22 protein-coding genes are annotated in these 22,977 nt (G+C 59.4%); 11 read left to right on the top strand and 11 right to left on the bottom strand.

Annotated features, from left to right (window positions below; translation table 11 throughout):
• Window positions 1–2: 2 nt before the first annotated feature.
• Window positions 3–1,655 carry a DUF1302 domain-containing protein gene (locus tag QF010_RS09830; RefSeq protein ID WP_429533019.1) on the bottom strand — a complete coding sequence of 551 codons (1,653 nt, stop codon included), beginning with the start codon at window positions 1,653–1,655 and terminating at the stop codon, window positions 3–5.
• Window positions 1,656–2,120: 465 nt separating this feature from the next.
• Here QF010_RS09830 and QF010_RS09825 point away from each other — a divergent pair, with 465 nt between their 5' ends.
• Window positions 2,121–2,810 (top strand): GntR family transcriptional regulator, encoded by a 690-nt coding sequence (locus QF010_RS09825; protein WP_033060194.1) that lies wholly within the window; start codon window positions 2,121–2,123, stop codon window positions 2,808–2,810.
• Window positions 2,811–2,889: 79 nt separating this feature from the next.
• Here the strand turns inward: QF010_RS09825 and QF010_RS09820 are convergent, their stop codons facing one another.
• The 3 genes from QF010_RS09820 to QF010_RS09810 all read right to left on the bottom strand — a co-directional run bounded on the left by QF010_RS09820 (window position 2,890) and on the right by QF010_RS09810 (window position 6,248).
• Window positions 2,890–4,527, bottom strand: a complete 1,638-nt coding sequence (locus QF010_RS09820) for a bifunctional 3-(3-hydroxy-phenyl)propionate/3-hydroxycinnamic acid hydroxylase (RefSeq protein ID WP_429533018.1) — start codon at window positions 4,525–4,527, stop codon at window positions 2,890–2,892.
• A 100-nt stretch (window positions 4,528–4,627) separates the two neighbouring features.
• Entirely contained in the window at window positions 4,628–5,191 is a 564-nt protein-coding gene (locus tag QF010_RS09815; RefSeq protein ID WP_033060190.1) for a VOC family protein, read from the bottom strand.
• A gap of 40 nt (window positions 5,192–5,231) precedes the next feature.
• Window positions 5,232–6,248 (bottom strand): fumarylacetoacetate hydrolase family protein, encoded by a 1,017-nt coding sequence (locus QF010_RS09810; protein ID WP_429533017.1) that lies wholly within the window; start codon window positions 6,246–6,248, stop codon window positions 5,232–5,234.
• Between QF010_RS09810 and QF010_RS09805 the strand changes: the two genes are divergently transcribed.
• The 4 genes from QF010_RS09805 (at window position 6,211) to QF010_RS09790 (ending at window position 9,188) form a co-directional block, all read left to right on the top strand.
• Complete coding sequence (locus tag QF010_RS09805) at window positions 6,211–6,792, top strand: amino acid synthesis family protein (RefSeq protein ID WP_150656150.1); 582 nt, start codon at window positions 6,211–6,213, stop codon at window positions 6,790–6,792. The two genes, QF010_RS09810 and QF010_RS09805, sit on opposite strands and share 38 nt — an antisense overlap.
• Before the next feature lie 70 nt (window positions 6,793–6,862).
• Window positions 6,863–7,978, top strand: a complete 1,116-nt coding sequence (locus QF010_RS09800) for an alcohol dehydrogenase catalytic domain-containing protein (RefSeq protein WP_033060184.1) — start codon at window positions 6,863–6,865, stop codon at window positions 7,976–7,978.
• A 69-nt stretch (window positions 7,979–8,047) separates the two neighbouring features.
• Entirely contained in the window at window positions 8,048–8,599 is a 552-nt protein-coding gene (locus tag QF010_RS09795; RefSeq protein WP_033060183.1) for a cupin domain-containing protein, read from the top strand.
• A 37-nt stretch (window positions 8,600–8,636) separates the two neighbouring features.
• Window positions 8,637–9,188: an NADPH-dependent FMN reductase gene (locus QF010_RS09790; RefSeq protein WP_033060181.1), complete on the top strand. Its 552-nt coding sequence runs from the start codon at window positions 8,637–8,639 to the stop codon at window positions 9,186–9,188.
• Here QF010_RS09790 and QF010_RS09785 read toward each other — a convergent pair.
• Complete coding sequence (locus QF010_RS09785) at window positions 9,172–9,693, bottom strand: hypothetical protein (protein ID WP_429533016.1); 522 nt, start codon at window positions 9,691–9,693, stop codon at window positions 9,172–9,174. The genes QF010_RS09790 and QF010_RS09785 overlap by 17 nt on opposite strands.
• 39 nt (window positions 9,694–9,732) lie before the next feature.
• Window positions 9,733–10,638 (bottom strand): LysR family transcriptional regulator, encoded by a 906-nt coding sequence (locus tag QF010_RS09780; RefSeq protein WP_429510422.1) that lies wholly within the window; start codon window positions 10,636–10,638, stop codon window positions 9,733–9,735.
• 129 nt (window positions 10,639–10,767) lie between these two features.
• Between QF010_RS09780 and QF010_RS09775 the strand changes: the two genes are divergently transcribed.
• Complete coding sequence (locus QF010_RS09775; protein WP_429533015.1) at window positions 10,768–12,204, top strand: amidase; 1,437 nt, start codon at window positions 10,768–10,770, stop codon at window positions 12,202–12,204.
• Between the two features lie 2 nt (window positions 12,205–12,206).
• On the opposite strand, the gene QF010_RS09770 is transcribed toward QF010_RS09775, so the two are convergent.
• The 4 genes from QF010_RS09770 to QF010_RS09755 form a co-directional block, all read right to left on the bottom strand.
• The gene (locus QF010_RS09770; RefSeq protein WP_429533014.1) at window positions 12,207–12,914 is read right to left on the bottom strand and encodes a phosphoribosyltransferase; all 708 of its coding nucleotides are present in this window, start codon (window positions 12,912–12,914) and stop codon (window positions 12,207–12,209) included.
• Window positions 12,915–13,106: 192 nt separating this feature from the next.
• The gene (locus tag QF010_RS09765; protein ID WP_429510425.1) at window positions 13,107–13,754 is read right to left on the bottom strand and encodes a hypothetical protein; all 648 of its coding nucleotides are present in this window, start codon (window positions 13,752–13,754) and stop codon (window positions 13,107–13,109) included.
• A 594-nt stretch (window positions 13,755–14,348) separates the two neighbouring features.
• Window positions 14,349–15,692: a HAMP domain-containing sensor histidine kinase gene (locus QF010_RS09760; RefSeq protein ID WP_429533013.1), complete on the bottom strand. Its 1,344-nt coding sequence runs from the start codon at window positions 15,690–15,692 to the stop codon at window positions 14,349–14,351.
• Complete coding sequence (locus QF010_RS09755) at window positions 15,689–16,348, bottom strand: response regulator transcription factor (protein WP_033060168.1); 660 nt, start codon at window positions 16,346–16,348, stop codon at window positions 15,689–15,691. Before QF010_RS09755 ends, QF010_RS09760 begins: the two co-directional genes overlap by 4 nt.
• 132 nt (window positions 16,349–16,480) lie before the next feature.
• Between QF010_RS09755 and QF010_RS09750 the strand changes: the two genes are divergently transcribed.
• The 5 genes from QF010_RS09750 (at window position 16,481) to QF010_RS09730 (ending at window position 21,299) form a co-directional block, all read left to right on the top strand.
• On the top strand, window positions 16,481–16,804 hold the full coding sequence (locus QF010_RS09750) for a PepSY domain-containing protein (protein ID WP_033060166.1): 324 nt from the start codon (window positions 16,481–16,483) through the stop codon (window positions 16,802–16,804).
• A gap of 92 nt (window positions 16,805–16,896) precedes the next feature.
• The gene (locus QF010_RS09745) at window positions 16,897–17,367 is read left to right on the top strand and encodes a DUF2271 domain-containing protein (RefSeq protein ID WP_429533012.1); all 471 of its coding nucleotides are present in this window, start codon (window positions 16,897–16,899) and stop codon (window positions 17,365–17,367) included.
• 25 nt (window positions 17,368–17,392) lie between these two features.
• Window positions 17,393–19,573, top strand: coding sequence for a PepSY domain-containing protein (locus tag QF010_RS09740; RefSeq protein WP_429533011.1), 2,181 nt, complete (start codon window positions 17,393–17,395; stop codon window positions 19,571–19,573).
• Window positions 19,557–20,528: an FAD:protein FMN transferase gene (locus QF010_RS09735; RefSeq protein ID WP_429533010.1), complete on the top strand. Its 972-nt coding sequence runs from the start codon at window positions 19,557–19,559 to the stop codon at window positions 20,526–20,528. Before QF010_RS09740 ends, QF010_RS09735 begins: the two co-directional genes overlap by 17 nt.
• Window positions 20,529–20,597: 69 nt before the next feature.
• Window positions 20,598–21,299 carry a VIT1/CCC1 transporter family protein gene (locus tag QF010_RS09730; protein ID WP_033060159.1) on the top strand — a complete coding sequence of 234 codons (702 nt, stop codon included), beginning with the start codon at window positions 20,598–20,600 and terminating at the stop codon, window positions 21,297–21,299.
• A 136-nt stretch (window positions 21,300–21,435) separates the two neighbouring features.
• On the opposite strand, the gene QF010_RS09725 is transcribed toward QF010_RS09730, so the two are convergent.
• The gene (locus tag QF010_RS09725; protein ID WP_429533009.1) at window positions 21,436–22,794 is read right to left on the bottom strand and encodes an MATE family efflux transporter; all 1,359 of its coding nucleotides are present in this window, start codon (window positions 22,792–22,794) and stop codon (window positions 21,436–21,438) included.
• Window positions 22,795–22,977 lie beyond the last annotated feature (183 nt).

Below are 22,977 nucleotides of genomic sequence, written 5' to 3'. Positions count from 1 at the left end.
GCTTAAAAGGTTCGCTGGATCGAGAACGCCACAAAATCCCGGTCTTTCATGTTTTGCTGGTAAGTGAACGAGTTGGAGGAGTTGATGACAGGTCCCGCCTCACCGAAAAAGTTGGTGTAGGACAGCGAGGCGTACCACTGTTTCTTGTAATCGGCCTTGAGGCCCAACGTCAGGTCCCCGCCATGTTCCGGGCCGAACGCCTGAGGCGTGACCGAGGAGCGCCCGGAAGGGTTATAACCAATGGTGATCGGGGCTTGAACGTCGATGCCGGGGAAGACCTGGAAGTACTGCGGCTCGAAGGTGAAGCGCAGCGCGAAGGCATCGCGAGTGGTGTTGGGGTCCAGTTGATCGGCATTTTTGCTCACGCTCAGTCGACGGTTGAACGCCAGTTCACCGACGAACGAAGCACCGTCCCACAGCGCGGATCCACCGTAGACGTTGACCATCGACACCTGGGCATGCCACGACTTGCCGATGGGGTACGCCGGGTTCGAATCGTTGTCGGAATCCATACCGGTAATGATCGTTCCGCCGACACCCGCCAACGGCGTGTCGAGCCGAATCGACGTTTCACCGGCGATGTTGGCTTCGCCGACCAGGGTGCTGAAACTTGCGCCGAATACTTTGACGTCCTCGGGGTAAACGTTGACGAACGTGTCATCAGCACCGGGGACCAGCGCGGCCGGACGGAAGTAAAACACCGGGGTCTTTTCGTGATATTTCGCGGCGTACAGACCGAATTCCCAGTCCTCGACGGCAAACTTCAGTTGCGCACCAAACTGCCCGGAATCTTTGGCATCAATGTCCTTGCCGTGGCGTAGTTCGCCGGTAGGAAAGAACACCCGCTCCCCGCCTTCGCCGACAAAATCCGCGCCGCTGAAATAGCTACCCGCTGCGGGAAGGCGCGTCTTGTTCCACTCGAATTGGTAGTAGGCGCCGACGCTGACCGTGTCGTTCAGCTGCCAGTTGCCTGACACCTGTTTGGTCGGCATCAGAATTTCCTTGAATTGGGAACTCGGGACGGACTGAAGCTTCACCAGGTCAACGGTGGACTGAGCATTGGCGATGCCGTTGGCCCCGAAGAACAGGCTTTCACCATAGATTTGCGTGAACTGGCCGAGTCGCCCGGACAGCGAGGTCGTGCCGATTTCCTTCGAGCCATAGACAAACGCATCAAGGATTTCGGTGTGCTGTTCGTGGATGCGGCGGGTGTCGCTGGTGAACTCGTCGTGCTCGACACTCAACGAGTTGGCGGTGCCGGGAGAGTCGTTATCGTTGTCGTGGGCGTAGACATTGTCGTACCAGGAGGCGGCACTCAGGCGAGCACCGACGTCTTTGTACTTGATGTCGAATTCGGACAGGACATCCACGCGATTGGAGATGAGCCCACGATCAAAATTTCGGTCGCCATCGTCCAGGTTGGGATTGCTGTTGGACGTGCCTGGGCCGACCGCGACCTTGTGATCAAGTTTGTTCACGCGCCAGGCGTTGCTGTACTTGATCGTGTTGTCCCAGGTGGCCGAAAGATCGGGATTACCCGTGTCGATCTGGAAGGCGTGCGAGGGCGTTGAGAGGCTCAGCAGCACCGTTGCGCTGACCGCGCAGGCGATGCTGGAAACCGGCAACGGGCAGAGCCGCTGGTTGGCTGTTTTCATGAAGATGTTCCTGTTTTTTTGTTTTTGTAAAAGGTCATCCACTCGCAGCATTGGCTGCGAATACCACGGGTGCGGCGGCGTTTCTTCCCTGTCCGTTCTGGTCAGATTTACGAGCCCGACCACTTATGCGCAAAACATGATTTGCTGCATTCAATATCACTTTGTGCACAAAACGTAATCCTGCACAAATTCAATGTCAAGAACATTCGGGAGGTCATTCGGATAGCTGGGGGCGGGGATTACGGCAGGCGAGAAGTCCGTGAGGACAGCAGAGGCATGCGTGTTGAAATGGATGGTGGGAAGGAGGTTGGAGGCAAAGGGCCGGTCTAGAGCGTCCGAAAGACGGCTCGTCCATTTCCCCCTTGCGACGAAGGAAAATTTATGCGCAATGCGACATTCATCCTTTGCACCAAACAACTTTTTGCGCATAAAATCCGTTTAGTGCAAATTTCAGGATGACCCATCATGATCCCCTCCTCCCCCAACAGTCCGCTGATCGAAGTCGCATTGACCAAGATGAAAAAAGCGATTGTTTGTTGCGAGCTGGCCCCCGGCGAAAAACTCAAAGTCGCCGAACTGTCCAAGACCTATGGGCTCAGCAGCTCGCCCATTCGTGAGGCGCTCAATCGCCTGACGCAGGACGGCGTTGTCGAAGCCAGCGATAACAAAGGGTTCAGGGTTGCCCCGATTTCCACCACGGATTTCCGCGACATCACGCGGATGCGCTGCTTGCTGGAATGCGAGGCGCTAGGCGACGCCATCAAATTTGGCGATGACGCCTGGGAAGCCGATGTACTGGGCGCGTTTCATCGCTTGAATCTGGTTGAGAAAAAACTCGGGACTGGCGTGCTGGTGCTCGACGATGATTGGTCGACCCGGCACAAGGCGTTCCACTTCGCGCTGTTCGCGGCGTGCCCATCGCCGTTGATGCTGAAGATGATCGACTCCCTGTTTGACCGGGCTGAGCGCTACAGACGCTTCTCTGCCAAGCAGAGAATCCGCCAACGCCACAAGGGCAATGAGCACCAGGATTTGATGGATGCTGCGCTGGCACGGGACTCTGAAAAAGCGGTGACGCTGTTGCGCAACCACATTCAGGACACCCTGGAGCGAACCATTGAAGCGATCGAGCGCCAACAGGCGACGCTTCAATAGATCAACCGGGATTGCAAAAAAAGCCCTTCGCCATGCAACTGCTTTCGTGGACAGTGCAAAGCGAAGGGCTTTCTGTTTTCTACTGACTTAGCCCTTGGGCAAATTTGATCATCGGGTCAATGGCGCCGCCATCACTCGGTTCAGGCTTCTTGCACCACAGCGCAAGCTCCATCCCCTCCAGCAACTCCATCGCCCAGGCAACCGTAACCGCCCCGCCGTACACGTAGTGATCCGGCCGCACGATGACGACATTGCAGCCTCGGCTCTCCAGCCATTGCGCCAACACCCCATCGACTTCCTGATAATCATCCACGGTGCGTGGGCCTGACTGTTGAGGGTCGACCAATCGCACGACATGGATGGGCAGACCTTTGAGCGATTGACTGCTGCGCAGGCATCTCAACAAAGCGCTGGCATCAAACCCGGGGGCAATGACCACTCGGAAGGACTGGCCGGTAAACTCATCCAGCAGCGCGGTCTTGCCGGCATGGTTGATGACCATCGGTTGCGGAAACAGCTCACCGGCAGGCGCGATCTGCGCGACAAATCCTTGAGACAACCCCGGAATCAGCGATTGCCTGATGGTCCCTGCCGGGTTCTCTGTCATCTGGCGGATCAACCGCGCATCGCGGATTGCGGCTTTCTCGCTGTCGCGTTCGCAAATCACGCCACCGAACTCCTTGGCCGCCATCGTCGTTTGGCGAACATGAGGCACGCGTTCAGTCTGGTAGGTATTCAGGAACGCCGGGGCGGCCAGCCCTTCTTTCACCAGCGCAAGCTTCCAGACCAGGTTCAATGCATCGCGAATCCCCTGGCACATGCCTTGCGCCAGGAAGGGCGGCGTCATGTGCGCCGCATCCCCGAGGAAGAACACCCGGTCGGACTGCCACTGCTCAAGGATCAGTGCGTGGAATCGATAAGCCGACGCCCGCCATAGCTGATAGTCACCCTCCGGCAACCAGCGGGAGATCAGCTTCTTGATCGCTTCGGGTTGTGAGATTTCCGTCGGTTGTTCGTCAGGATTGATCATGAACTCCCAGCGCCGATGCTGACCCGGTCCGACGACAAAAGTACAAGGCCGGGCCAGTTCGCAAAACTGCACGTTGGTCTTCGGCAGATGCTCGCCCGCCCCTTCATTGAGAATCACATCGACCACCAGCCACGGTTCATCGAACGCCAGGTCCTCCATCTTCAGGCCCAGTCGGGTGCGGATCGGGCTGGTGCCGCCATCACACGCCAGCACATAGTCCGCCGTGACCGTGCGCTCGGTGCCGTCTTTGGCCCGAATCCGCACATCCGCTTGCGAGCCTGTGGAATCGACCGACAGAACCTCTGAACCGAGCTCTACAGTGACTGATTTCAAATCGGCAATTTTGCCGCGCAGTGCACGCTCGACGGGCGGCTGCGAGAACACATAATTCGGTGCCCAACCCAGCGGAAAAGGAGGCTTGGCGGCATCAATGCGCTTGATCAGCGCAGAGCCGGTGGTTCGGTACTCCGAGGGGCGATATGGCATGACATGTTCGGCGATCTCATTGGCCAGGCCGATGTTGCCGAAAACACGCATCACTTCGTGGTCAAACCCCATCGCCCTGGGGTTGGTGTACACCGTTTCGGACTTGTCCACGACGAGGGCCTTCAGCCCCCACATGCCGGCCAGATTTGCGCACAGAGCACCCACCGGACCCATTCCAACAATGATGACATCGTAGTCCATCGTCTACTCCGCTTTTTGTTTTTATCCAGTGCGACGTCTGGTTGATGAACAGGCGTGTGCGTGCCCATCAACCAGGCTTCAACATCCACAAATCGGCAAGTTATAAGCCGATTCGAACCCGCTGTTCTTCGATCTTCGCGCGGATAGAGTTCTTCCACTCTTCTCGCGTCTGGAAGCCAGGACGGCGCTTACACATGGCTTCGGTCTGGGCCAGGATGACCTCGCTCGGCAGCTCCAGATCGAGGGGTTCCTTGCAGGGTTGTGCGGTGTAGAACGGCGCATCGACGTACATTTCGATGGGGTTGCCTTCTGGGTCTTTGAAGTACATCGACCAGGCGTTGCCATGGTCCACCTGAGCGATCCCTTCAATGCCGCTGCTTTTGGCGAACTGGTAGTAAGTCTTCAAGTCATCCAGCGTGTTCAGCAGGAACGACAACTGATTGATCGGGTTGAACGGCAGGTCGACAGGCTTGCCATCAAAGAGCACGACCTGGTGATGCAACTCCGGGTTCTGGGTCATGAAAAACAGCCGATGACCCGTTGAGGCGACACCTTTGTCACTGACGATGAAGCCTAAGGTACGGCAGTAGAAATCGACCATGCGATCGAGGTCTGCGCAAAACACGCCGGAGTGGGTGAAATTGATAGTCGGTAAGGCGGGCATGTGGAACCTCCAGTTTTTATGATTGTGTAGAGGACAACGCTTAGGCTTCGTCAATAACGCCGTTCGATAGCGTCCCGATCTCCGTGATCACTACTTCGAAAATATCACCGGGTTTAAGGAAAATCGGTGGATTCCTCTTGAAGCCGATCCCGCTCGGCGTACCGGTGGCCAGAATGTCGCCCGGGTTCCATGCCAATGCCTTCGACACGTACGAAATCAAATGCGGAATGTCGAAGGCCAACTCTGAAAGACTGCCTTCCTGCAACTGCTCACCATTAAGTACCCCGCGTACCACCAGCTTACGGTAATCGGAAATTTCCGAAGCGGGAATGAGCCATGGGCCCAGCGCACCGGTTTTTCTGAAGGTCTTGCCCATGCCGTACTGGTGCGTATGGAACTGCCAGTCGCGAACGCTGGCGTCGTTGAAGCAGGTGTAACCCGCGACGTGATCCATCGCATCGGCCGGATCGATATGCGCCCCTCCTTTGCCGATCACCACGGCCAGTTCAGCTTCGAAATCAAATTGCTCTGATACCTGAGGCCTTACCAGCAGTTCTCCGTGAGGCAGCAGCGTTTCGGCGAAACGCTGAAAAATCACCGGGAATTCACCGACCTTTCTGCCGGCTTCTTCGGCATGCGCCACATAGTTAATGCCGACGCAAATCACCTTCCCGGGATTGGGGATGACGGCTTCCAGTTCAACGCTTGAAAACGGGTAGTCGGGTTGCGCGGCCTCTACGATCTGGCGAGCCTCCTGCATCAAGGCCGGGTCGGCCAGGAACGATGCAAGGTCCGGAACCTGGGTAAAACGGCGGGTCAGCTCGACCACCCCGTCACCGGACACGGCGCCGAAATGGGCCTTCCCCTCTTTGCGGTACGAAATCAGCTTCATGTTCTTCTCCTGTTTTTTATGCACAAAAACTAATTTCTTGCACCATACATCATAAAATGCATAATGCAAAAGGCCGGTTTTAAAAAAATGACGAGCCGCTTGAGGCTCTCGGTTCTGGAGGTTAGGCATGTCGCTAGTGATGGTTCGCAAGGTAAAACTGGACATCGAAGAAGTGTTCCACGAAGGCGGGCCTCGCTCGTCGGTCCCGCTCAGGATTGCGGTCGCCACCGCCGTGGTCGCCAATCCCTACGCAGGTCAATATGTAGAGGACCTGCTGCCGTTCATGCAGGAACTGAGAGGGTTAGGCGCGCAACTGTCCGAGCAACTGATCCATGCACTGGGCGGCGCCAGGCATGTACAAGCCTATGGCAAGGGTGCAATCGTCGGCGAAGACGGCGAGTTGGAACACGGTGCGGTCTGGCACGAAGCCGGTGGTTGGGCCATGCGCGAAGCCCTCGGCAATCCGAAGGCGATCGTGCCGGCGGCGAAGACCATCGGTGGCCCCGGTTGCCGGGTGATGATCCCGCTCGGGCACATCCAGGCGGCCTATGTGCGCAGCCACTTCGGCGTGGCTGAAATGACCGTATGGGACGGCCCTCGTCGCGGCGAAATCGCTTTTGGCCTGGCCATGGCCACGGGCGGACGGATTCATGCGCGACTCGGTGGTCTGGCTGCCAGCGAGGTGAAGGGCGAAGACGGGCTGCGTTAGTGCCGAAGATTTGAAGCGTGCTGCAGGGTTACATACCACTACAAAAACAATATGTGTGTTGGAGAACATCATGACTGCAAAAACTATGCGCGCCGCACGTCTGTATGAAGGCGGTAAACCCATGGTCATCGAGCAAGTGTCCGTCCCCGAGATTCGTCCGACCGAAGTACTGGTGAAGATCAAGGCCTGCGGGATCGTCCCGAACCTGCACAACATCCTCACCAACTGGGTCAAATGGTTCCCGCATAACCCCCTGCCGAAACTCCCTGCCATTTTCGGACTGGACCCTTCAGGTGTCGTCGAAGCTGTCGGCGCCCAGGTCTACGACTTCAAGGTCGGTGACCGGGTTTACGTCAATCCGGGAAGGCACTGCGGTTCATGCCGGGCCTGCCGCGCGGGCAACACCATCGCGTGCACCGCCTATACGTTCAACGGTTACTTCGGCTTCACTCCGAAAAGCCCACGCATGTTCGAAGACTACCCCTACGGTGGCCTTTGCGAGTACATCCCTGCCCCGCAATACAGCCTGGTCAAACTGCCGGACAACATCAGTTTCGAAACCGCTGCACGCTTGGGTTATCTGGGCACCGCCTACAAAGCATTGCTCAAGGCCAACGCAGGTCCTGGCAGCACGGTGTTGATCAACGGAATCAGCGGCACACTCGGCCTGGGCGCCGTAGCACTGGCGCTGGCCATGGGCGTTCGTAAAATCCTCGGCACCGCCCGAAACCAGGACTTGTTCCAGAAGGTGAAAGACCTGGCGGCCCCGGGCCGGATTGAAATTCACACCCTCGGCACGATTCCCACCCACGAATGGGCCTATCAAGTGACCCATGGCGAAGGGGTCGATGTCGTCATTGATGCCCTAGGCCCGGGCGCCCCCCACGAGAGCCTGACCCAGGCGCTTAAATCCCTCCATCGCGGTGGGCATCTGGTGAACGTCGGCGCCATCGCCGGCGAAGTGCCGATTGATCTGCACTGGATCATGGACAACGACATCCAGATCAGCGGATCGGCCTGGTTCACCACCGGACAAGGCCAAGCCATGGCGGACATGGTTGAGTCCGGGGTGCTTGACCTCTCGTTCTTCGAAAACACGGCCTTCAGTCTGGAGGACGTCAACAGCGCGATTACCGGTATCGAAAACCGCCATGGCGGCTTCAGCAACTACGTCATCTGTCCTTGACTAAACTCAGCGAGTGGAGCGGTTCAACCGCCCCTCGCTGACTCTTTGACTGCCCGTTGAGTAACCCCTATGAAGATAAGAAGAATCGTCACCGGCCACGACGAACAGGGCAATTCCGTGTTCGTTTCAGATGACTTTGCCCCAAGAGCCCAGTCCTTTGCCTCAATCCCGGGGCACGCGATGGCACAGCTGTGGACGACGCCTGCCCAGCCGACACTCCTCGAAAAAGAACGCGACCCGACGCTTGATCACGCCTCGCTGATTCCTCCTCAGGGCGGCACCAGCATCGCCATGTTCGATTTCCCACCCGACACCGTCATGCAGAACCTCGCCGATGGCGTCCAGGCCTTTAGCGAGTTGAGCGCTGCACTGCCGGGCTTGATCGAAAGCTTCGAGCCGGGCCATCCGGGCATGCACACCACTGCCACCATTGATTACGGAATCATTCTGGAAGGTGAAATGTGGCTGGAGCTGGATAACGGTCAGAGCCGTCTGGTAAAGGCCGGCGACATCGTTATTCAAAATGGCACGCGACACGCGTGGCGCAACAAAAGTGAGCGGATTGCCCGGGCACTGTTTGTGATGATCGGAGTGTCACCCGCAGAGAAACAGGCTGTGTAGTTGTTTGATTACTCATCTCTCGGATTGAAGGATTTTTATGGCCACTCATCGTCTGCTCGGTATTTCAGGCAGCCTGCGTTCACAGTCCACGAACACAGCGGTACTCAAGTCCCTTGGCGCTCGATTGGGCGATCAGGCAGAAATGAGTCTCTTCGCGCTGAATGACATCCCCCTGTACAACGCAGATATCGAAACGCAAGCGCTTCCGGCATCCGTGGCGGCATTGAAAGAGGCCATCGCACAAGCCGACGGTTTGATCATCTGCTCGCCTGAATACAACTACGGCACCTCCGGCGTGCTGAAAAATGCGCTGGATTGGGCCTCCCGCCCGGGCTTCAATTCACCGCTGAAAAACAAACCCGTGCTGATCATGACCTCTTCACCCGGCGTGCTTGGCGGAGTGCGTGCCCAGTCTCAACTGCGGGAAACGCTGTCGGCCACGCTGTCCAGGGTCATTTGCGGCCCTCAGATCGTCATTCCCGGCGTGAATCAAAAGATCCAGAACGGCCACTTCGTCGACGAAACAACGATCGAGTTCATGCTGGCGGGGGTCGATCATTTGATCGCTGAAATCAAGCGCCTGGCTTAACGTCACCGCGGTAGTAAGTGGCGTGTTTGGCCAGCCACTGCTTCCCGAGCTCGATATCCTCTTTGCGCCTGGCCAGGATCCAGTCCGACGTCCGAGGGACGCCATGCTTGTCCTGGCCCAGGGCCTGACCCACCAACACTTCGGCTTGAGGAAGAATCAGGAAGCTGAACACCCCCGTAGAGGTCGCGCCTTTCTTGATGGACTTCCATGTGCCGTAAAGATAGTGACCGTCATACAGTTCACAAGAGCCCTGCCACAGGTAACCGCCAATATTGTTGGCGTTGCGCAGTCGAAGTCGTCCACTGTCGATATCGACATCGACCGTCTCAATGACCCATTGATTGGGGTCGTCGGCATCCTGCCAGGTAGATTCCCAGAAGCCGAGCAGATCGTCCCGGCGCGAGTATTGCCAGTGGCTCAAAAGCATAGGAAGCAATAGCGTCAGCACAACACCAAAGGCCGCGCTGCCGAATGAAATAAAGACGTTTTCCAAGGTGCTGCCCATGGCAAGAGACCTCTGGACTGAGCTGACTGGAAGCTTAGCTCACGGCCCCAACGCGGGTATTCGCGCCTTCAGATACCCGATAAACGCGGTGACCTTGGGCGAGGGCAAATGCTCGCGCGCCGTCACGGCGTTGAGGTCCTGGGGCGGGCCGATCCACTCCGGCAACACCCGGCACAACCGCCCTGCTTCCACGTCCGCCTGCATGCTTTGATCCATCCCCAGGCTCAGCCCTTCCCCGGCGCACAACGCCTCTTTCAACAACGCCGGGTCGTTGGCGATGATCGACGGCTCGACCCGATATTGCCGCAGCTTGGCGCCGGCCTTGCGCATCGGCCAGACATAGCCGACGTCCCGCCTGGCCTGGTGCAACACCAACGCACGGTGCTGGATCAGCTCGTCAGGTGTGGTCGGTTGGCCGTGACGCTCGATGTATTCAGGCGCTGCGTAGATGCCTGTCGCGTAACTGGCCAATCGGCGAGCCACCAGGCTTGAGTCCGGCAAAGCCCCCAAACGCAACGCCACGTCGATCTCCTCCCCGACCAGATCCAGCGGCACATGGGACGCCAGAATCTCCAGTTTGATTTCCGGATACGCCTGGCAGAAACCGGCCACCAGCGGTGAAAACCAACTGACCCCGAACGAGTACGGCACCGTCACCCGCAACCAGCCGCGCGGACCGTCGCGCAGTTGATGCACCGCCAGTTCGGCGTGCTCCAGCGTGGTGGCGATGTCCTTGCATTGATCAAAGTAAACCGCCCCCGCCTCGGTGAGGCTCAACTGGCGGGTGGTGCGGCGCAGCAGTTGCACGCCGATGGCCTGCTCCAGTTCGCGCACCCGCCGGCTAACGGTGGTCTTGGGAATCTGCAAGGCATGGGCCGCGGCGGTAAAACTGCCCAGGCGTACCACCCGCACAAACACCAACGTGTCATTCAAGTCCCTGATCATCGGGCCGCCTGCGAGGTAAAGGGGAGATAGCGCGATTGTGCCACCAACGGTACATTCCAAACCGCTTTTATGGGCTAATCGTGGCGACTGCACACACCTATGATCGGGTCTCTCAACAGGAGTCCCCCCATGAACTTGAATGAATACGCTTCCTACGACGCCATCGGCCTGGCCCGACTGGTAGCGAACAGTGAAGTCACTGCTGCGGAACTGGCCGACCTCGCGATCAAAGCCGTGCAACGGGTCAACCCGCAGATCAACGCGGTCATCGAACACTGGACGCCCACCGTGACGGAGGGCATTGGCCCGCTGGCCGGCGTGCCGTTTCTGATCAAAGACCTGGCGATCACCTCGGCCGGACGTCGCGTCGAACTGGGCAGCCGTCTCGCGCAAGGTCTGGTGGCGGAGTCGGACTCGTTCCTGATGCAGCGCTTCAATGCGGCCGGCCTCGCCACCCTCGGACGCACAACGACGCCGGAAATGGCCTTCAGCACCGAGACCGAATCCGCTCTTCAAGGCCCGACCCGCAACCCGTGGGACACGCGACGCTCGGCCGGTGGATCAAGCGGTGGTTCCGGTGCAGCGGTCGCTGCCGGCATCGTGCCGATTGCCCACGCCACCGACGCTGCGGGTTCGATCCGCGTGCCGGCCGCCTTCAATGGTCTGGTCGGGCTCAAGCCCACCCGTGGGCGCACCTCGAACGGTCCGGCGCTGGATGAAGTGTTTGCCGGATTCGGCGTGCAACTCGGGCTGTCGAGAACCGTGCGCGACAGTGCGGCGCTGATGGACGTCGTCCAGGGCTATGCGCCGGGCGATCCTTACTACACCGCCGCACCCGCCGAGGGTTTTCTGGCACAGGTGGGCCGTGATCCGGGACGGTTGCGCATCGGGTTGCTCGACACACCGTGGAATGGCGCCGCGCTCGACAGCGAGATCGCCGAGGCGACACAGACTGTCGCCCGTGAACTGGAAACCCTCGGCCATCACGTTGAACGCGTCAAAGCACCACTGGGCACCTCGTGGGAATCGTTTGTCGAAGCCAATGCTCACATTTGGTGTGCAACGCTCGTGCGCTGGATCGATGGTTTGTCTGCAGCCACCCAACGGCCCATCGACCTGAGCACCCTGGAACCCGCCACCCTCGCCTGCTACGCCTACGGCCAACACGCCCGCGCGACGGCGTTCGCCGGAGCGCTGGAAGTGCGCAACCTCATTGCTCGCAGTGTGGCGGGTTGGTTTGACGACTTCGACGTGCTGCTGACCCCGACGCTGCCGCGCCTGCCCCAGGCCCTCGGCACCTACAGCGTCGGCGCAGCAGCCATGGACGGTCTGCAATGGACCGCCCGGGTGTTCGAGCACTCGCCGTTCACGCCAGTGTTCAACGTGGCGGGGACGCCGGCGATATCGTTGCCGTTGGGCATGTCCCACGCGCAAGGACTGCCCATTGGCCTGCAATTCGCCGCGCGATTCGGGGCGGAAGAGGTGTTGTTGCGATTGGCGGGGCAATTGGAGCAGGCGCTGCCGTGGAATCAACGCAGACCTGAGGTCTGGGTCGGCAACGCTTGAGATCAAAGATCGTGGCCTGATCCGCCGGAGCGTTGCTGCGCGGAACTGGACTCTCGCTGCCACGCCCGCTGCAACAGCTTGATGACCTCGGCATCCGAGGTCTGGGTAAAGTCCATGTACCAACGACTGATCGACATCATCCAGTCGGGAAGGATCGGGCATATCAGCTCATCCACCTCACGGCGCAGCGCCTCCGCCGTTTCAATCGGTGCCACGGGCACGGCGACGACGATGCGAGACGGCGCGTGCACACGCACTGCTTGGATCGCTGCCATCATCGAGGCGCCTGTCGCCAGGCCGTCGTCGATCAGGATCACCACCTGGTCCTTGAGTTGCACAGGCGCACGCGCTCCCCGGTAAACCTGCTCGCGGCGTAGCAGCTCCCGGGTTTCCCGTGCGACCACGTCATCGAACGTGGCCGGGGCAATCGGGTGAACCCGCAGCGCCTGTTCATTGAGGATTTGGATGCCGCCGCTGGCGATGGCGCCCATGGCAAATTCTTGATGAGACGGAACGCCCAGCTTGCGCACCAGCATCAGGTCCAGACGAACGTCCAGTGCCGCGGCCACTTCATAGGCCACCGGCACACCGCCACGGGGCAAGGCGAGGATGATGACATCGGGTCGATGCGCGTATTGGAGTAACGGCTCCACCAGCCGTCGACCGGCAGCGGCCCGGTCCTGCAGGAGGGTGGGCGATGAGGGACTCATTTGAAAACCTCCTCAGGCGATCACGCCTGTCGGTTCGCATCACACGGTCACTCAGAATTGTCGGTCTGACGGTGGCTGACATCAAGCTCAGCCATGATGCACGCGCCTGTCCTTAAAATACAAAACGCCCGATGCAGTGCATCGGGCGTTAGGGTGAAACAGGTGTAAACCTGTTTCAGGACTAGGCAAGGCCTAACATGCGCTCGCTACTGTCCGTGGAGAAATAACGACGGAGTCCTGTGTTTTCAAACGCTGAGTCAACACCAGCATCGTCAGGAAACCCAGTGCAATCAGTACCGGATACGCCATCAACAGTTCGGAAAGGGAGTATTTCCAGGCCAACGGCCGCCCGACACCCAGCATGGCCGCATACATCCAGGACACGGCCGACAGCGAGCCGCAGAACAGCGCCAGCATCCGTGCGCTGAAGCCAAGATTGAGCAACGAGCCGGCCTTTTGCAGCGCAGGCAATACCAGGCGATGCAACAAGATGCCGTTGTAACTCAGCAACACGACAATAATCACTTTGGCGTGCAGCTTTGGATTCATAAAGTAACTCATACCTTTTTCCAGGTAATCGATACCGATGACAGCGGCACCCGTCACCCACAACGCTATCAATGCAGCGATGACAGACTTCTGAAGACTTTCCATATGAGCATTATCATGCTCAGTGAATGTTTTCCGTTTCAACAAGTCCCTAACCATCGCAATATCACTGGTCAATACCAAACCAATGGCCACACAACACGATACTAAATGAACGTAAATAACGCCCAATCGCAAAAATTCCATGCACTCTTTATTTTCGAGCAGGCTCATAATTGTATTTATCGCCACGGTACTTTCTCCACCTTATTCGATAGTACAGATCAATATTCAACAGGGCATTCAACTCTTCAAAACCCTGCGCGATCTTACTTTTATAAGATATGCCAACTCATAGACCTGGCACTGCTTAGCCCATTGATTTGCCCGGCAAATCAATGACCGGCTTATGTATTGCCTCCTGAATTTCGGGTAAAAAAATCCCCATTAGCATTCAATGCACATGAGGTTAATTGTCCACTTCTTTTCTGCGGCTGCAGGAGCAGGTCTTGGGTGACGTGCTGCAGGATCAGAGGCCGGGGATCCTGGAATGTTCATTTTTTGAGCAAACTACCGACAAACGGTGGTTATGTGAAAGACCTTCGCACCACAGTAACTCGTGCACTTCTCCGAAACGCCCATGGTAACTAGCCTGGTGAATAACATAAGCATAAAACAGTGCTTATTGGATCCATGAGTTGTGACGATGCTCACAACAAGTGCAATAGCGATCCACTCTCATTCATGACTGACACGCCAACTAATAGTCATACCTTTCGCATAAAAAGCCCACTGACTTTATCGAGGGTCCGGACAGCACGTTAATGTCACTGTCCGGCACCGCCCTCAGTCTTCGACCGTCGACGCGAGCGCAAACCAGACGCAGACTTCGAATCCATCCGTCCGACCTGTCGCCGGCGATACCAACCGTATTTTCGCGTTGACGCCCTGCACAATGGTTTGGGCAATCGCCAACCCCAACCCTGAACCACTGGTTTCACTGTTGCCCCGCACAAAGCGCTCGGTGAGCCGCTGCAACACCGGCTCGGGCACCGGCGGGCCACCATTGACCACACGCAGCAGCGCCTGGTCGGTAAGACTGACTTCGACCGGTTGATCCGCGGCGCCATACTTGAGCGCGTTCTCGATCAGGTTGCGCAACAGGATGGCGAAGGCGTCCGGATCAATCGTCGAGTACACGCTCGTCTGGGTTGGCAGGTGCAACTCGATCCGGTGCCCACTGCTGTGGTTCCACTCATCGACCACATGAGCCAGCAACGGAATGAGGTCCTGGGGCGTTTCGGACAACAGCCCACCCCCCTCGGCCTTGGCCAGCTGCATGAGTTTTTCCGAGAGCCGCGTCAGTTCGCGCAACGAGGTTTCGATTTTAGCCGCGCGTAACCGCAACGGGCCTTCAGGCGCTTCGTGATGCAAACGCTGGATCTGCGCCAGGGTCGCGGCCAGCGGCGTGCGCAGTTCATGGGCGCTGTTGGCAGTAAAGCTGCGCTCGGTCTCCAAGGCCTTGCGCAAGCGCTCCAGCAGATGATTGACCGCCTCGGCCAACGGGGCGATTTCCGCCGGCAGTCGCGCCACGTGGATCGGCGACAGATCACCCACGCCGCGAGCTTCCACAGCACGACGATACGCCAATACACTGCGCAGGCTGATGCGCACAAACATCCAGGTGCCAAACAGGCTGATGGGAATCAGCGCCAATAACGGCAACAACAAGGCAAGCAACGCTTCCCGCGCGGCTTCACGGCGATGTTCCAGAGGTTCGGCGATTTCGATGAATACCGTCTCGCGCAGCGCACTGGCGCCATACAGACGGTATTTTTGAGTGGTTGAAAAGCCTTCGGCCGGTTGTTGATTGAAGATCTTCGGGTTGGCGTCGTGGGACTGCATCAGGATCTCGCCCTTGGCATCGCGCACCAGATACGTCAGGTATTCCTTGTGCATTTTCAGGGTGGCGACATGTTGTGCCTCACTGGGGTTTTCCCGGTTGCTGATTTCCAGCACGGCCAGGGGCAGGATGCGCTGCGCGGTCTCTTCCAGCGCGCTGTCGAACGCCTCGTTCAATTCATGTTGCACCACCAGCCAAGCGCCGACGGTCGCCGCCAGCCAAAGTAAGGTCGTGCCCAACGTCAATCCCAGGCCGAGACGTTTTTGCAGGCTTGATGACGGCTTCATGCGGACATCAACCGATAGCCCATGCCCCGCACGGTTTCAATCAGGTCGCGCCCGAGCTTTTTACGCAGACGGCTGATATAGACCTCGATGGTATTGCTCTCGATTTCGGCGCCGAAGGCATACAGCCGTTCTTCTAGCTGCGACTTGGACAGCAGCGCGCTGGGGCGCTGCACAAACGCCTCGAACAGCGCCCATTCCCGCGCCGTGAGGTCTACCGTCGCACCGCCCCGCTGCACCGTACGGGCACTCATGTCGACCTGCAAATCACCGAGTTTGATCTGCGGATTGGGGTTGCCGCTATAACGCCGGGCCACCGCCGCCACACGGGCCGAGAGCTCAAACAGGTCGAACGGTTTGACCAGGTAGTCGTCGGCGCCCGCGTTGAGGCCAGCGATACGATCGGAAATCTGATCCTGGGCGGTCAGGATAATCACCGGGGTCACGTCCCCTGCCGAGCGTTGCTGACGCAAAAAATCCAGCCCGCGACCGTCCGGGAGCATCAGGTCCAGCAGGATCAGGTCGTAAGGCGTGGTGCGCACGCTGTTGCGCGCATGGTCCAGGCGCTGCACCCAATCGACTGCGTGACCGTCATCGGCGATCTGCTCGCGCACCGCCTCCCCCAAACCTGGTGCGTCCTCGACCAATAAAACCCGCATCTGGCACCTCCTGCGATGGTTGTCGTGCAGCACCTTAAACGCCTTACCTGACGTGAATCTGAAGATTCAGCTGGTTGTCAGGAATGCACCTTAGGGTATGCCACAGACGCCGACCTCGGCAGGAGACAGATCATGAAATCAGGTTTTATTGCCAATGCCGCGCTGTTGAGCCTGCTGCTCAGCGGTTACGCCCTGGCCGATGACGACTGCAGCGACCCGGTGAGCGACTGGCAACCGCGCGAAACCTTGCGTCAGCAGGTCGAGCGGCAGTACGGCTGGAGCGTGCAGCGCATCAAGGTCGACGACGGTTGTTACGAGCTCAAGGGGTTGGACCGCAAAGGCAATGCCATCGAAGCCAGCTATTCACCGGCATCGCTGCGCCTGCACACACTCGAGATCCATTTCCGGGATGACGGCGATGCCAGGGACTACCTCGGCAGCCCGCTCACCGAATGACGCCTCACCTGTCGATGAGTTTTTCCTGCGTTTCAGGTTGCTGTCAGCAAGCAGGTCCAGGCTCTCGACCTAACGATCAAAAGGACACCGCCATGAAAAAGATCATCGCAGCAACCTGCCTCGTCGGCGCCATTACCCTGCCGGGGCTGGCCCAGGCCCGTGAAGTGACCTTGACCACACAGCTCAAGGACTACAGCGGCAATGATGCCTACCTGGCGATCTACGTCACCGACGCAAATGGCCAATACCAGAAAACCCTCTGGGTGGCCGGCAAGAAGGCCAAATATTACAAGCACCTGGGCGACTGGGCCCGTGGCAGCGGGATAAACCCGAGCGAATTCGATGGGGTTAGCGGCGCCAGTGTCGGCAGTGGGCGCACGCTCAAAGTCAGCGTCGAACTGGCAGACACCCTGATTGATGCCGGGTATCAGATCCGCATCGACAGCGCCGTCGAGGACAAACGTGACGCCCGCGGCGATGTCAGCGTGCCCCTGACGTCCAAGGGCGCAGGCAAGCCGGCGACCGGCAGTGCCTACGTCGACTCCTTTACTTACGATCTGTAGCACCCGCCATCTCTGGAGGCTGAACATGCTTCGTCAGTTCCATTCCCTTCCTGGCCTGATCGCCGCCCTGTTGGTCATGTTGTTGGCCATCAGCGGCGCGATCCTGTCTGTCGACCCGGCGCTGGAACACCTGCACAGCACGTCCACTCCTGCCGGACAACTCAACGTCGGCCAACTGGCCGGGCGCGTTACCAGCCACTTTCCGGGCGTGGAGCAGATCCAGCGCTCAGCGTCCGGCACGGTGATCGTCTACTACAACCAGAACGGCCAGGCCGGGGCGGAAAAGGTCGACCCATTGACCGGCCAAGGCCTCGCCCCTTACGAGCCATCCGCGTTCTCCCGCTGGGTGAAAGACCTGCACCGATCGCTGTTCCTTGGCACGCCGGGCCATGGAGTTTCGGGTGTCGGCGCGCTGTTCATGCTGATGCTGTCGGTGTCCGGTGCGCTATTGCTGGCCCGGCGCCTGGGTGGCTGGCGCAACCTGCTGCGGCCACTGCGGGGCACCTTCAGCCAGCGCTGGCATGCTGAAGTCGGGCGACTGGCATTGCTCGGGCTGCTGCTGTCGGCATTGAGCGGGCTCTACATGTCCGCCACCACCTTTGGTTTTATCGCCGACGGCAGTCAACGTGAACCCGCCTTCCCCGCCCACATCAGCGTCGGCCCGGCCTTGCCGGTGGCGAACCTGCAAGCCTTGCAGGCCACCGACCTGAACGACTTGCGCGAACTGGTCTACCCAAGCCCCGGCAACCCGCGCGATGTGTTTTCCCTGCGCACGGCCCAGGGCGACGGCTACGTGGATCAGGCCAGCGGCGCCTTGTTGTCCTATCAAGCCCACGACTCGATGCACAACCTCTACGAATGGACCTATCAGCTGCACACCGGCGAAGGCCTCTGGTGGCTGGGCCTGCCGCTTGGGCTCTGCGCCCTCTGCGTGCCGCTGATGAGCGTGACCGGCATCCTGTTGTGGTGGCGCCGCCGCAAGGCTGGCCCGAACATCCGCCACAACAGCCCTGCCCACTCCGCCGACAGCGTGATTCTGGTGGGCAGTGAAAACAACAGCACCTGGGGCTTTGCCAAAACCTTGCACGACGCCTTGCACCAGAGTGGCCATCAGGTGCATAGCGCGGCGATGAATGAATGGGTCGGCGATTACCGCAATGCCCAACGGGTGTTCATCCTCACCGCGACCCACGGTGACGGCGATGCACCGGTCTCGGCTTCGCAGTTCCTGGCGCGGCTGGCCAACACCGGCCTCAAACCCGGCCTGCCCTTTGCTGTGCTGGGCCTGGGCGACCGCCAGTTTGCGCAATTCTGTCAGTACGCCCATCAGGTGCAGGACGCGATGTTGCAGGCCGGTGGCTCGCCATTGCTGGAGCTGGAAACCGTCAACCGCCAATCCTCTCAGGAGTTTGCGCGCTGGGGCCTCGCGTTGGGCGAAGTGTTGGGGCAGGACCTGACGTTGGTTCACACCCCGCAGCAGCCGCGTACGCATCAATTGCAGCTGACAGAGCGCATTACCTATGGCGAACAGGTGAATGCGCCGACCCATGTGCTGCGCTTCAAAGCACCCAACGAGCTGCCGGGCTTTCTGGCCGGTGACCTGGTCGGGATTCTGCCCCCGGGCAGCCCGATCCCACGTTTCTACTCGCTGGCCAGCGGTTCGCAGGACGGCGAGCTGGAGATCTGTGTGCGTAAACACAGCGGTGGCATGTGCTCGGAACTCCTTCATGGCCTGAACATCGGCGCGCAAATCGAAGCTTTTATCCAGCCCAACCCGCAATTTCGTCCGGCATCGGGCACGCACCCGGTGATCCTGATCGGCGCCGGTACCGGTATCGGTCCTCTGGCTGGTTTTATCCGCAACAACAAGGCTCGACACCCGATGCACTTGTATTGGGGCGGGCGCAACCCGGCCTCGGATTTCCTCTATGAACCGGAGCTCAACCAATACTTGTCGGACCGACGCCTCACGGCACTGCGCGCCGCCTTCTCTCAGGTACAGGACCGCAGCTACGTGCAAGACCGGCTGATCAGCGATGCCCTGGCCTTGCGCCGACTGATTGAAAAAGGTGCCCAGGTGCTGGTGTGTGGCAGCCGCGAAATGGCCAAAGGCGTGATGCAAGCCCTCGATGAAGTGTTGGCGCCTCTCAACCTGAGTGTGCTGACCCTCAAGGCACAAGGACGCTACCGTGAAGACGTCTACTGAGTTGCAGCGTTATAGCCTGAACGGCGAAACCATGGGCACCCGCTACACCGCCCTGTTTTATGCCGGGGCCGGGATCGATACCGACGAAGTTAGTCATCACCTGGCGCGCGCTGTGGCCCGGGTGGACCAGCAAATGTCCACCTGGAAACCCGACTCGGACCTCAACCGCCTCAACGCCGCCCCCGAGCACGAATGGGTGTCCGTGCCCAAGGAACTGGCGACGGTGCTGTCTGCTGCATTGCGCGTCAGTCAGCAATCCGGCGGCGCTTTCGACATCGCTGTCGGTGACCTGGTTAACGCCTGGGGCTTCGGTCCCGGGGAGCAGACGATCACAGAGCAGGCGATTGGCACGATGCCGCCGCACGTCCGGCTGTTAGCCAGCGCCGCGTTGGTGGTTGAGCCGCAACGCAATCAGGTGCGCAAGCGCGTGCCGCTGAACCTTGATTTGAGTGGCATCGCCAAAGGTTTTGGCGTTGATGAACTGGCTCGTTGCCTGGAGGGTTTGGGCATTACTTGCTACCTGGTCGGCATCGATGGCGAGATGCGCGCCCGGGGCGTCAAACCTGACGGCCAGTGCTGGGCCGTGGCCCTGGAAAAGCCCAACCGGGGCGTGCGTGAAGTCATGGGAGTGATGGAACTTAGCGATGCCGCAATCGCAACCTCCGGGGACTATCGACACTGGGTTGACGTGGCCGGTCAATCCTATGCTCATACCATGAACCCGGCCACCGGCGCACCGCTGTGCAACCCGCTCGCCGCCGTCACCGTGGTGGCGGCCTCGTGCATGCTCGCCGATGCCTGGGCCACGGCGCTGATGGTTCTGGGCGAAACCGAGGGCCCACGCCTGGCTCAGGAACGCGGGATGGACGCGTTGTTCGTGCTGCGCGAGGGTGAACAGTTCAAAGAAATATCCATTGTCGGCGGCCAGTTGCAGGCGCAGATTGAAACCCGTTGACGCCGATTGCCGGACCACTCGGAGCCCGTCCGACTTGAACCGCCTAATGACAGTGAGTCCCGTTAAACAATGAAATTCATGCACAGGCACACCGAGGCACACCGAAGCGATCGTATCGGCTGGCTGCGCGCCGCCGTCCTGGGCGCCAACGATGGGATTGTCTCTACCGCCAGTCTGCTGATCGGCGTCGCGGCCGCCAACGCCAGCCACGCTACGTTGCTGGTCACCGGAATGGCGGGGCTGATGGCCGGCGCCATGTCCATGGCCGCAGGCGAGTACATTTCCGTGCACTCCCAGGCCGATACCGAGCGGGCCGATCTGTCCCGCGAACGGGCAGAACTGGCGAGCGACCCGAAAGCCGAACACATCGAGCTCGCCAACATCTACATGCATCGCGGCGTATCACCGGAACTGGCGCATCAAGTGGCCGATCAATTGATGGCCCACGACGCATTGGGCTCTCACGCCCGGGACGAGCTGGGCATCAGCGCCATCCTCACCGCCAAGCCCTTGCAGGCCGCCCTGGCCTCCGCCGCCAGCTTCGTGGTGGGTGCCGCGTTGCCTCTGGCCGTGACTTTTTTCGCGCCGCAGCACAGCGTCGGGACCTGGATATCGGTCATGTCGCTGGTGTTTTTGGGGTCTTTGGGCGCCATTGCTGCCAAGACAGGCGGAGCCAATGTCATAACCGGCGCCTGGCGGGTGACATTCTGGGGAGCTCTGGCCATGGGTATTACGGCGCTGGTGGGGCATTTGTTTGGCGCAGTGGTCTAGCGGGTGCGTCCTCCAAAAACAACGGGCGCCCGCGAGTCAAAATATCGGTACCGGTTTGCGAACTGCTGGCCGACCTGCTGAAGCAAAGGCCATCGCCGACCTAATCAACGGCAGGTTCAGCACGCATCCTGCCCGCCTACACCAACCGCTCGATCTTCTGATGCTGCCAGACCATTTTGTAATACGCCGTCTGCAACACCAGCATCCCCAGATACGCCACCGGAAACGCCATCCACACACCCTGCAACCCGAAGTGCCCGTCCAGCACATACGCCACCGGCAACTGCACCCCGACCACACACACAATCGAAATCGCCATCGGCACCAGCACCGAGCCACTGGCGCGCATGATGCCGCCGACAATCGCCTGGAAGCCAAACACCAACAGACTCCACAGCATGATGTGCAACAGATGCTCCGCCTTCGCCCGGGTGGAATCATCCGTGAGGAACAACCCCAACAACCAGTGCGACAACAGATAACCCAACACCACCAACCCACCGGTCAGGCACACGTTGATCAACAACCCCGTGCGCAGAATCGGCCCCATGCGCTCAAGGCGCCCTGCCCCAATCGCCTGAGCGCCGAGGATCGACGCCGTGATCGCAATCGACAGCGCCGGGAACTGCACGTAATTGACGATCTGCGTCACCGCGCCATACGCCGCCGTCGCCTGCGAACCGTGCTGATTCACCAGCGCCAGAATCACCAGCTCCGACACCGACAACACCACCATCTGCAACCCGGTCGGCAACCCGATGCGCAGCACCTTGCCGAGAATCACCAGGTCCAGCCGCATCGCCGCAAACATCTCCCGATCCGGCGCCAACGGATGCCCCTTGCGAATCAACCGCCACGCCAGCCACCCCATCGCCGACAAATTACCCGCCAACCCCGCATACGCCGCACTCTGAATCCCCATCATCGGCAACCCGAACCAACCCCGAATCAACGCCGGCGTCAGCGCCAACCCGATACACGTCGACACCACCAACGCAATCAACGGCGACACCGTATCGCTCACCCCGCGCAGCAGTTGGGTGAAGAGCACGTAGACCAGCAGCGACGGCATGATCCACATCATCACGTGGGCGTAGGACACGGCGTCGTCGATAACGTCGGCCGGCGTGCCCAAGCCTTCCAGGGCTGGCCTTGCGAACACGCTGCCCAGTACGGCTGCTGTCAGGCCGATCATTGCGCCTAACAGCAAGGTTGTGCCGGCGATGGTTTTCACCAGATGCGGCTCACGCGCGCCCCAGGCCTGGCCGATGAGCACGCCAGCACCCGCGCCGAGGCCGATGACCAGGGCGATGAAGAAGAAGACGATGGGGAACATGCCGGAGACGGCAGCCAGGGCTTGGGTGCCGAGCATTTGGCCGATGTAGATGCTGTTGATGGTGCCCGACATGGATTGGAGGAAATTGGAGAGGACCATGGGGGCCAGGAAAAGGAGGTAGGTTTTCCAGAGGGGGTGGGATTGGGTGGAGGCTTGCATGAGTAGAAAAATCTCGGATGAGGGTAGGTCGCTACGCAAACGGGGGATTTTAAATGGATTTACGCAAGCATAAATGAATAAAACTAATGATTTGAAATTGTATTTGGGAATGCGTGTAGAGAATCAAGAAATACGAAGATACATCACTTAGTCAACGGTTTCGAGAAAGGCATCTACGCTCAA

It is taken from the genome of Pseudomonas silensiensis (assembly GCF_050434865.1).
GTDB classification, from domain to species: Bacteria; Pseudomonadota; Gammaproteobacteria; order Pseudomonadales; family Pseudomonadaceae; genus Aquipseudomonas; species Aquipseudomonas fluorescens_W.
The sequence above is the reverse complement of the archived record's forward strand: the minus strand, read 5'-3'. Positions and strand labels throughout refer to the sequence as shown.

What these genes read in the sequence shown, in the direction of transcription:
- QF010_RS09830 (WP_429533019.1), bottom strand. Translation starts at nt 1,655, where the DNA reads ATGAAAACAGCCAACCAGCGGCTCTGCCCGTTGCCGGTTTCCAGCATC.
- QF010_RS09825 (WP_033060194.1), top strand. Translation starts at nt 2,121, where the DNA reads ATGATCCCCTCCTCCCCCAACAGTCCGCTGATCGAAGTCGCATTGACC.
- QF010_RS09820 (WP_429533018.1), bottom strand. Translation starts at nt 4,527, where the DNA reads ATGGACTACGATGTCATCATTGTTGGAATGGGTCCGGTGGGTGCTCTG.
- QF010_RS09815 (WP_033060190.1), bottom strand. Translation starts at nt 5,191, where the DNA reads ATGCCCGCCTTACCGACTATCAATTTCACCCACTCCGGCGTGTTTTGC.
- QF010_RS09805 (WP_150656150.1), top strand. Translation starts at nt 6,211, where the DNA reads ATGTCGCTAGTGATGGTTCGCAAGGTAAAACTGGACATCGAAGAAGTG.
- QF010_RS09810 (WP_429533017.1), bottom strand. Translation starts at nt 6,248, where the DNA reads ATGTCCAGTTTTACCTTGCGAACCATCACTAGCGACATGCCTAACCTC.
- QF010_RS09800 (WP_033060184.1), top strand. Translation starts at nt 6,863, where the DNA reads ATGACTGCAAAAACTATGCGCGCCGCACGTCTGTATGAAGGCGGTAAA.
- QF010_RS09795 (WP_033060183.1), top strand. Translation starts at nt 8,048, where the DNA reads ATGAAGATAAGAAGAATCGTCACCGGCCACGACGAACAGGGCAATTCC.
- QF010_RS09790 (WP_033060181.1), top strand. Translation starts at nt 8,637, where the DNA reads ATGGCCACTCATCGTCTGCTCGGTATTTCAGGCAGCCTGCGTTCACAG.
- QF010_RS09785 (WP_429533016.1), bottom strand. Translation starts at nt 9,693, where the DNA reads ATGGGCAGCACCTTGGAAAACGTCTTTATTTCATTCGGCAGCGCGGCC.
- QF010_RS09780 (WP_429510422.1), bottom strand. Translation starts at nt 10,638, where the DNA reads ATGATCAGGGACTTGAATGACACGTTGGTGTTTGTGCGGGTGGTACGC.
- QF010_RS09775 (WP_429533015.1), top strand. Translation starts at nt 10,768, where the DNA reads ATGAACTTGAATGAATACGCTTCCTACGACGCCATCGGCCTGGCCCGA.
- QF010_RS09770 (WP_429533014.1), bottom strand. Translation starts at nt 12,914, where the DNA reads ATGAGTCCCTCATCGCCCACCCTCCTGCAGGACCGGGCCGCTGCCGGT.
- QF010_RS09760 (WP_429533013.1), bottom strand. Translation starts at nt 15,692, where the DNA reads ATGAAGCCGTCATCAAGCCTGCAAAAACGTCTCGGCCTGGGATTGACG.
- QF010_RS09755 (WP_033060168.1), bottom strand. Translation starts at nt 16,348, where the DNA reads ATGCGGGTTTTATTGGTCGAGGACGCACCAGGTTTGGGGGAGGCGGTG.
- QF010_RS09750 (WP_033060166.1), top strand. Translation starts at nt 16,481, where the DNA reads ATGAAATCAGGTTTTATTGCCAATGCCGCGCTGTTGAGCCTGCTGCTC.
- QF010_RS09745 (WP_429533012.1), top strand. Translation starts at nt 16,897, where the DNA reads ATGAAAAAGATCATCGCAGCAACCTGCCTCGTCGGCGCCATTACCCTG.
- QF010_RS09740 (WP_429533011.1), top strand. Translation starts at nt 17,393, where the DNA reads ATGCTTCGTCAGTTCCATTCCCTTCCTGGCCTGATCGCCGCCCTGTTG.
- QF010_RS09730 (WP_033060159.1), top strand. Translation starts at nt 20,598, where the DNA reads ATGAAATTCATGCACAGGCACACCGAGGCACACCGAAGCGATCGTATC.
- QF010_RS09725 (WP_429533009.1), bottom strand. Translation starts at nt 22,794, where the DNA reads ATGCAAGCCTCCACCCAATCCCACCCCCTCTGGAAAACCTACCTCCTT.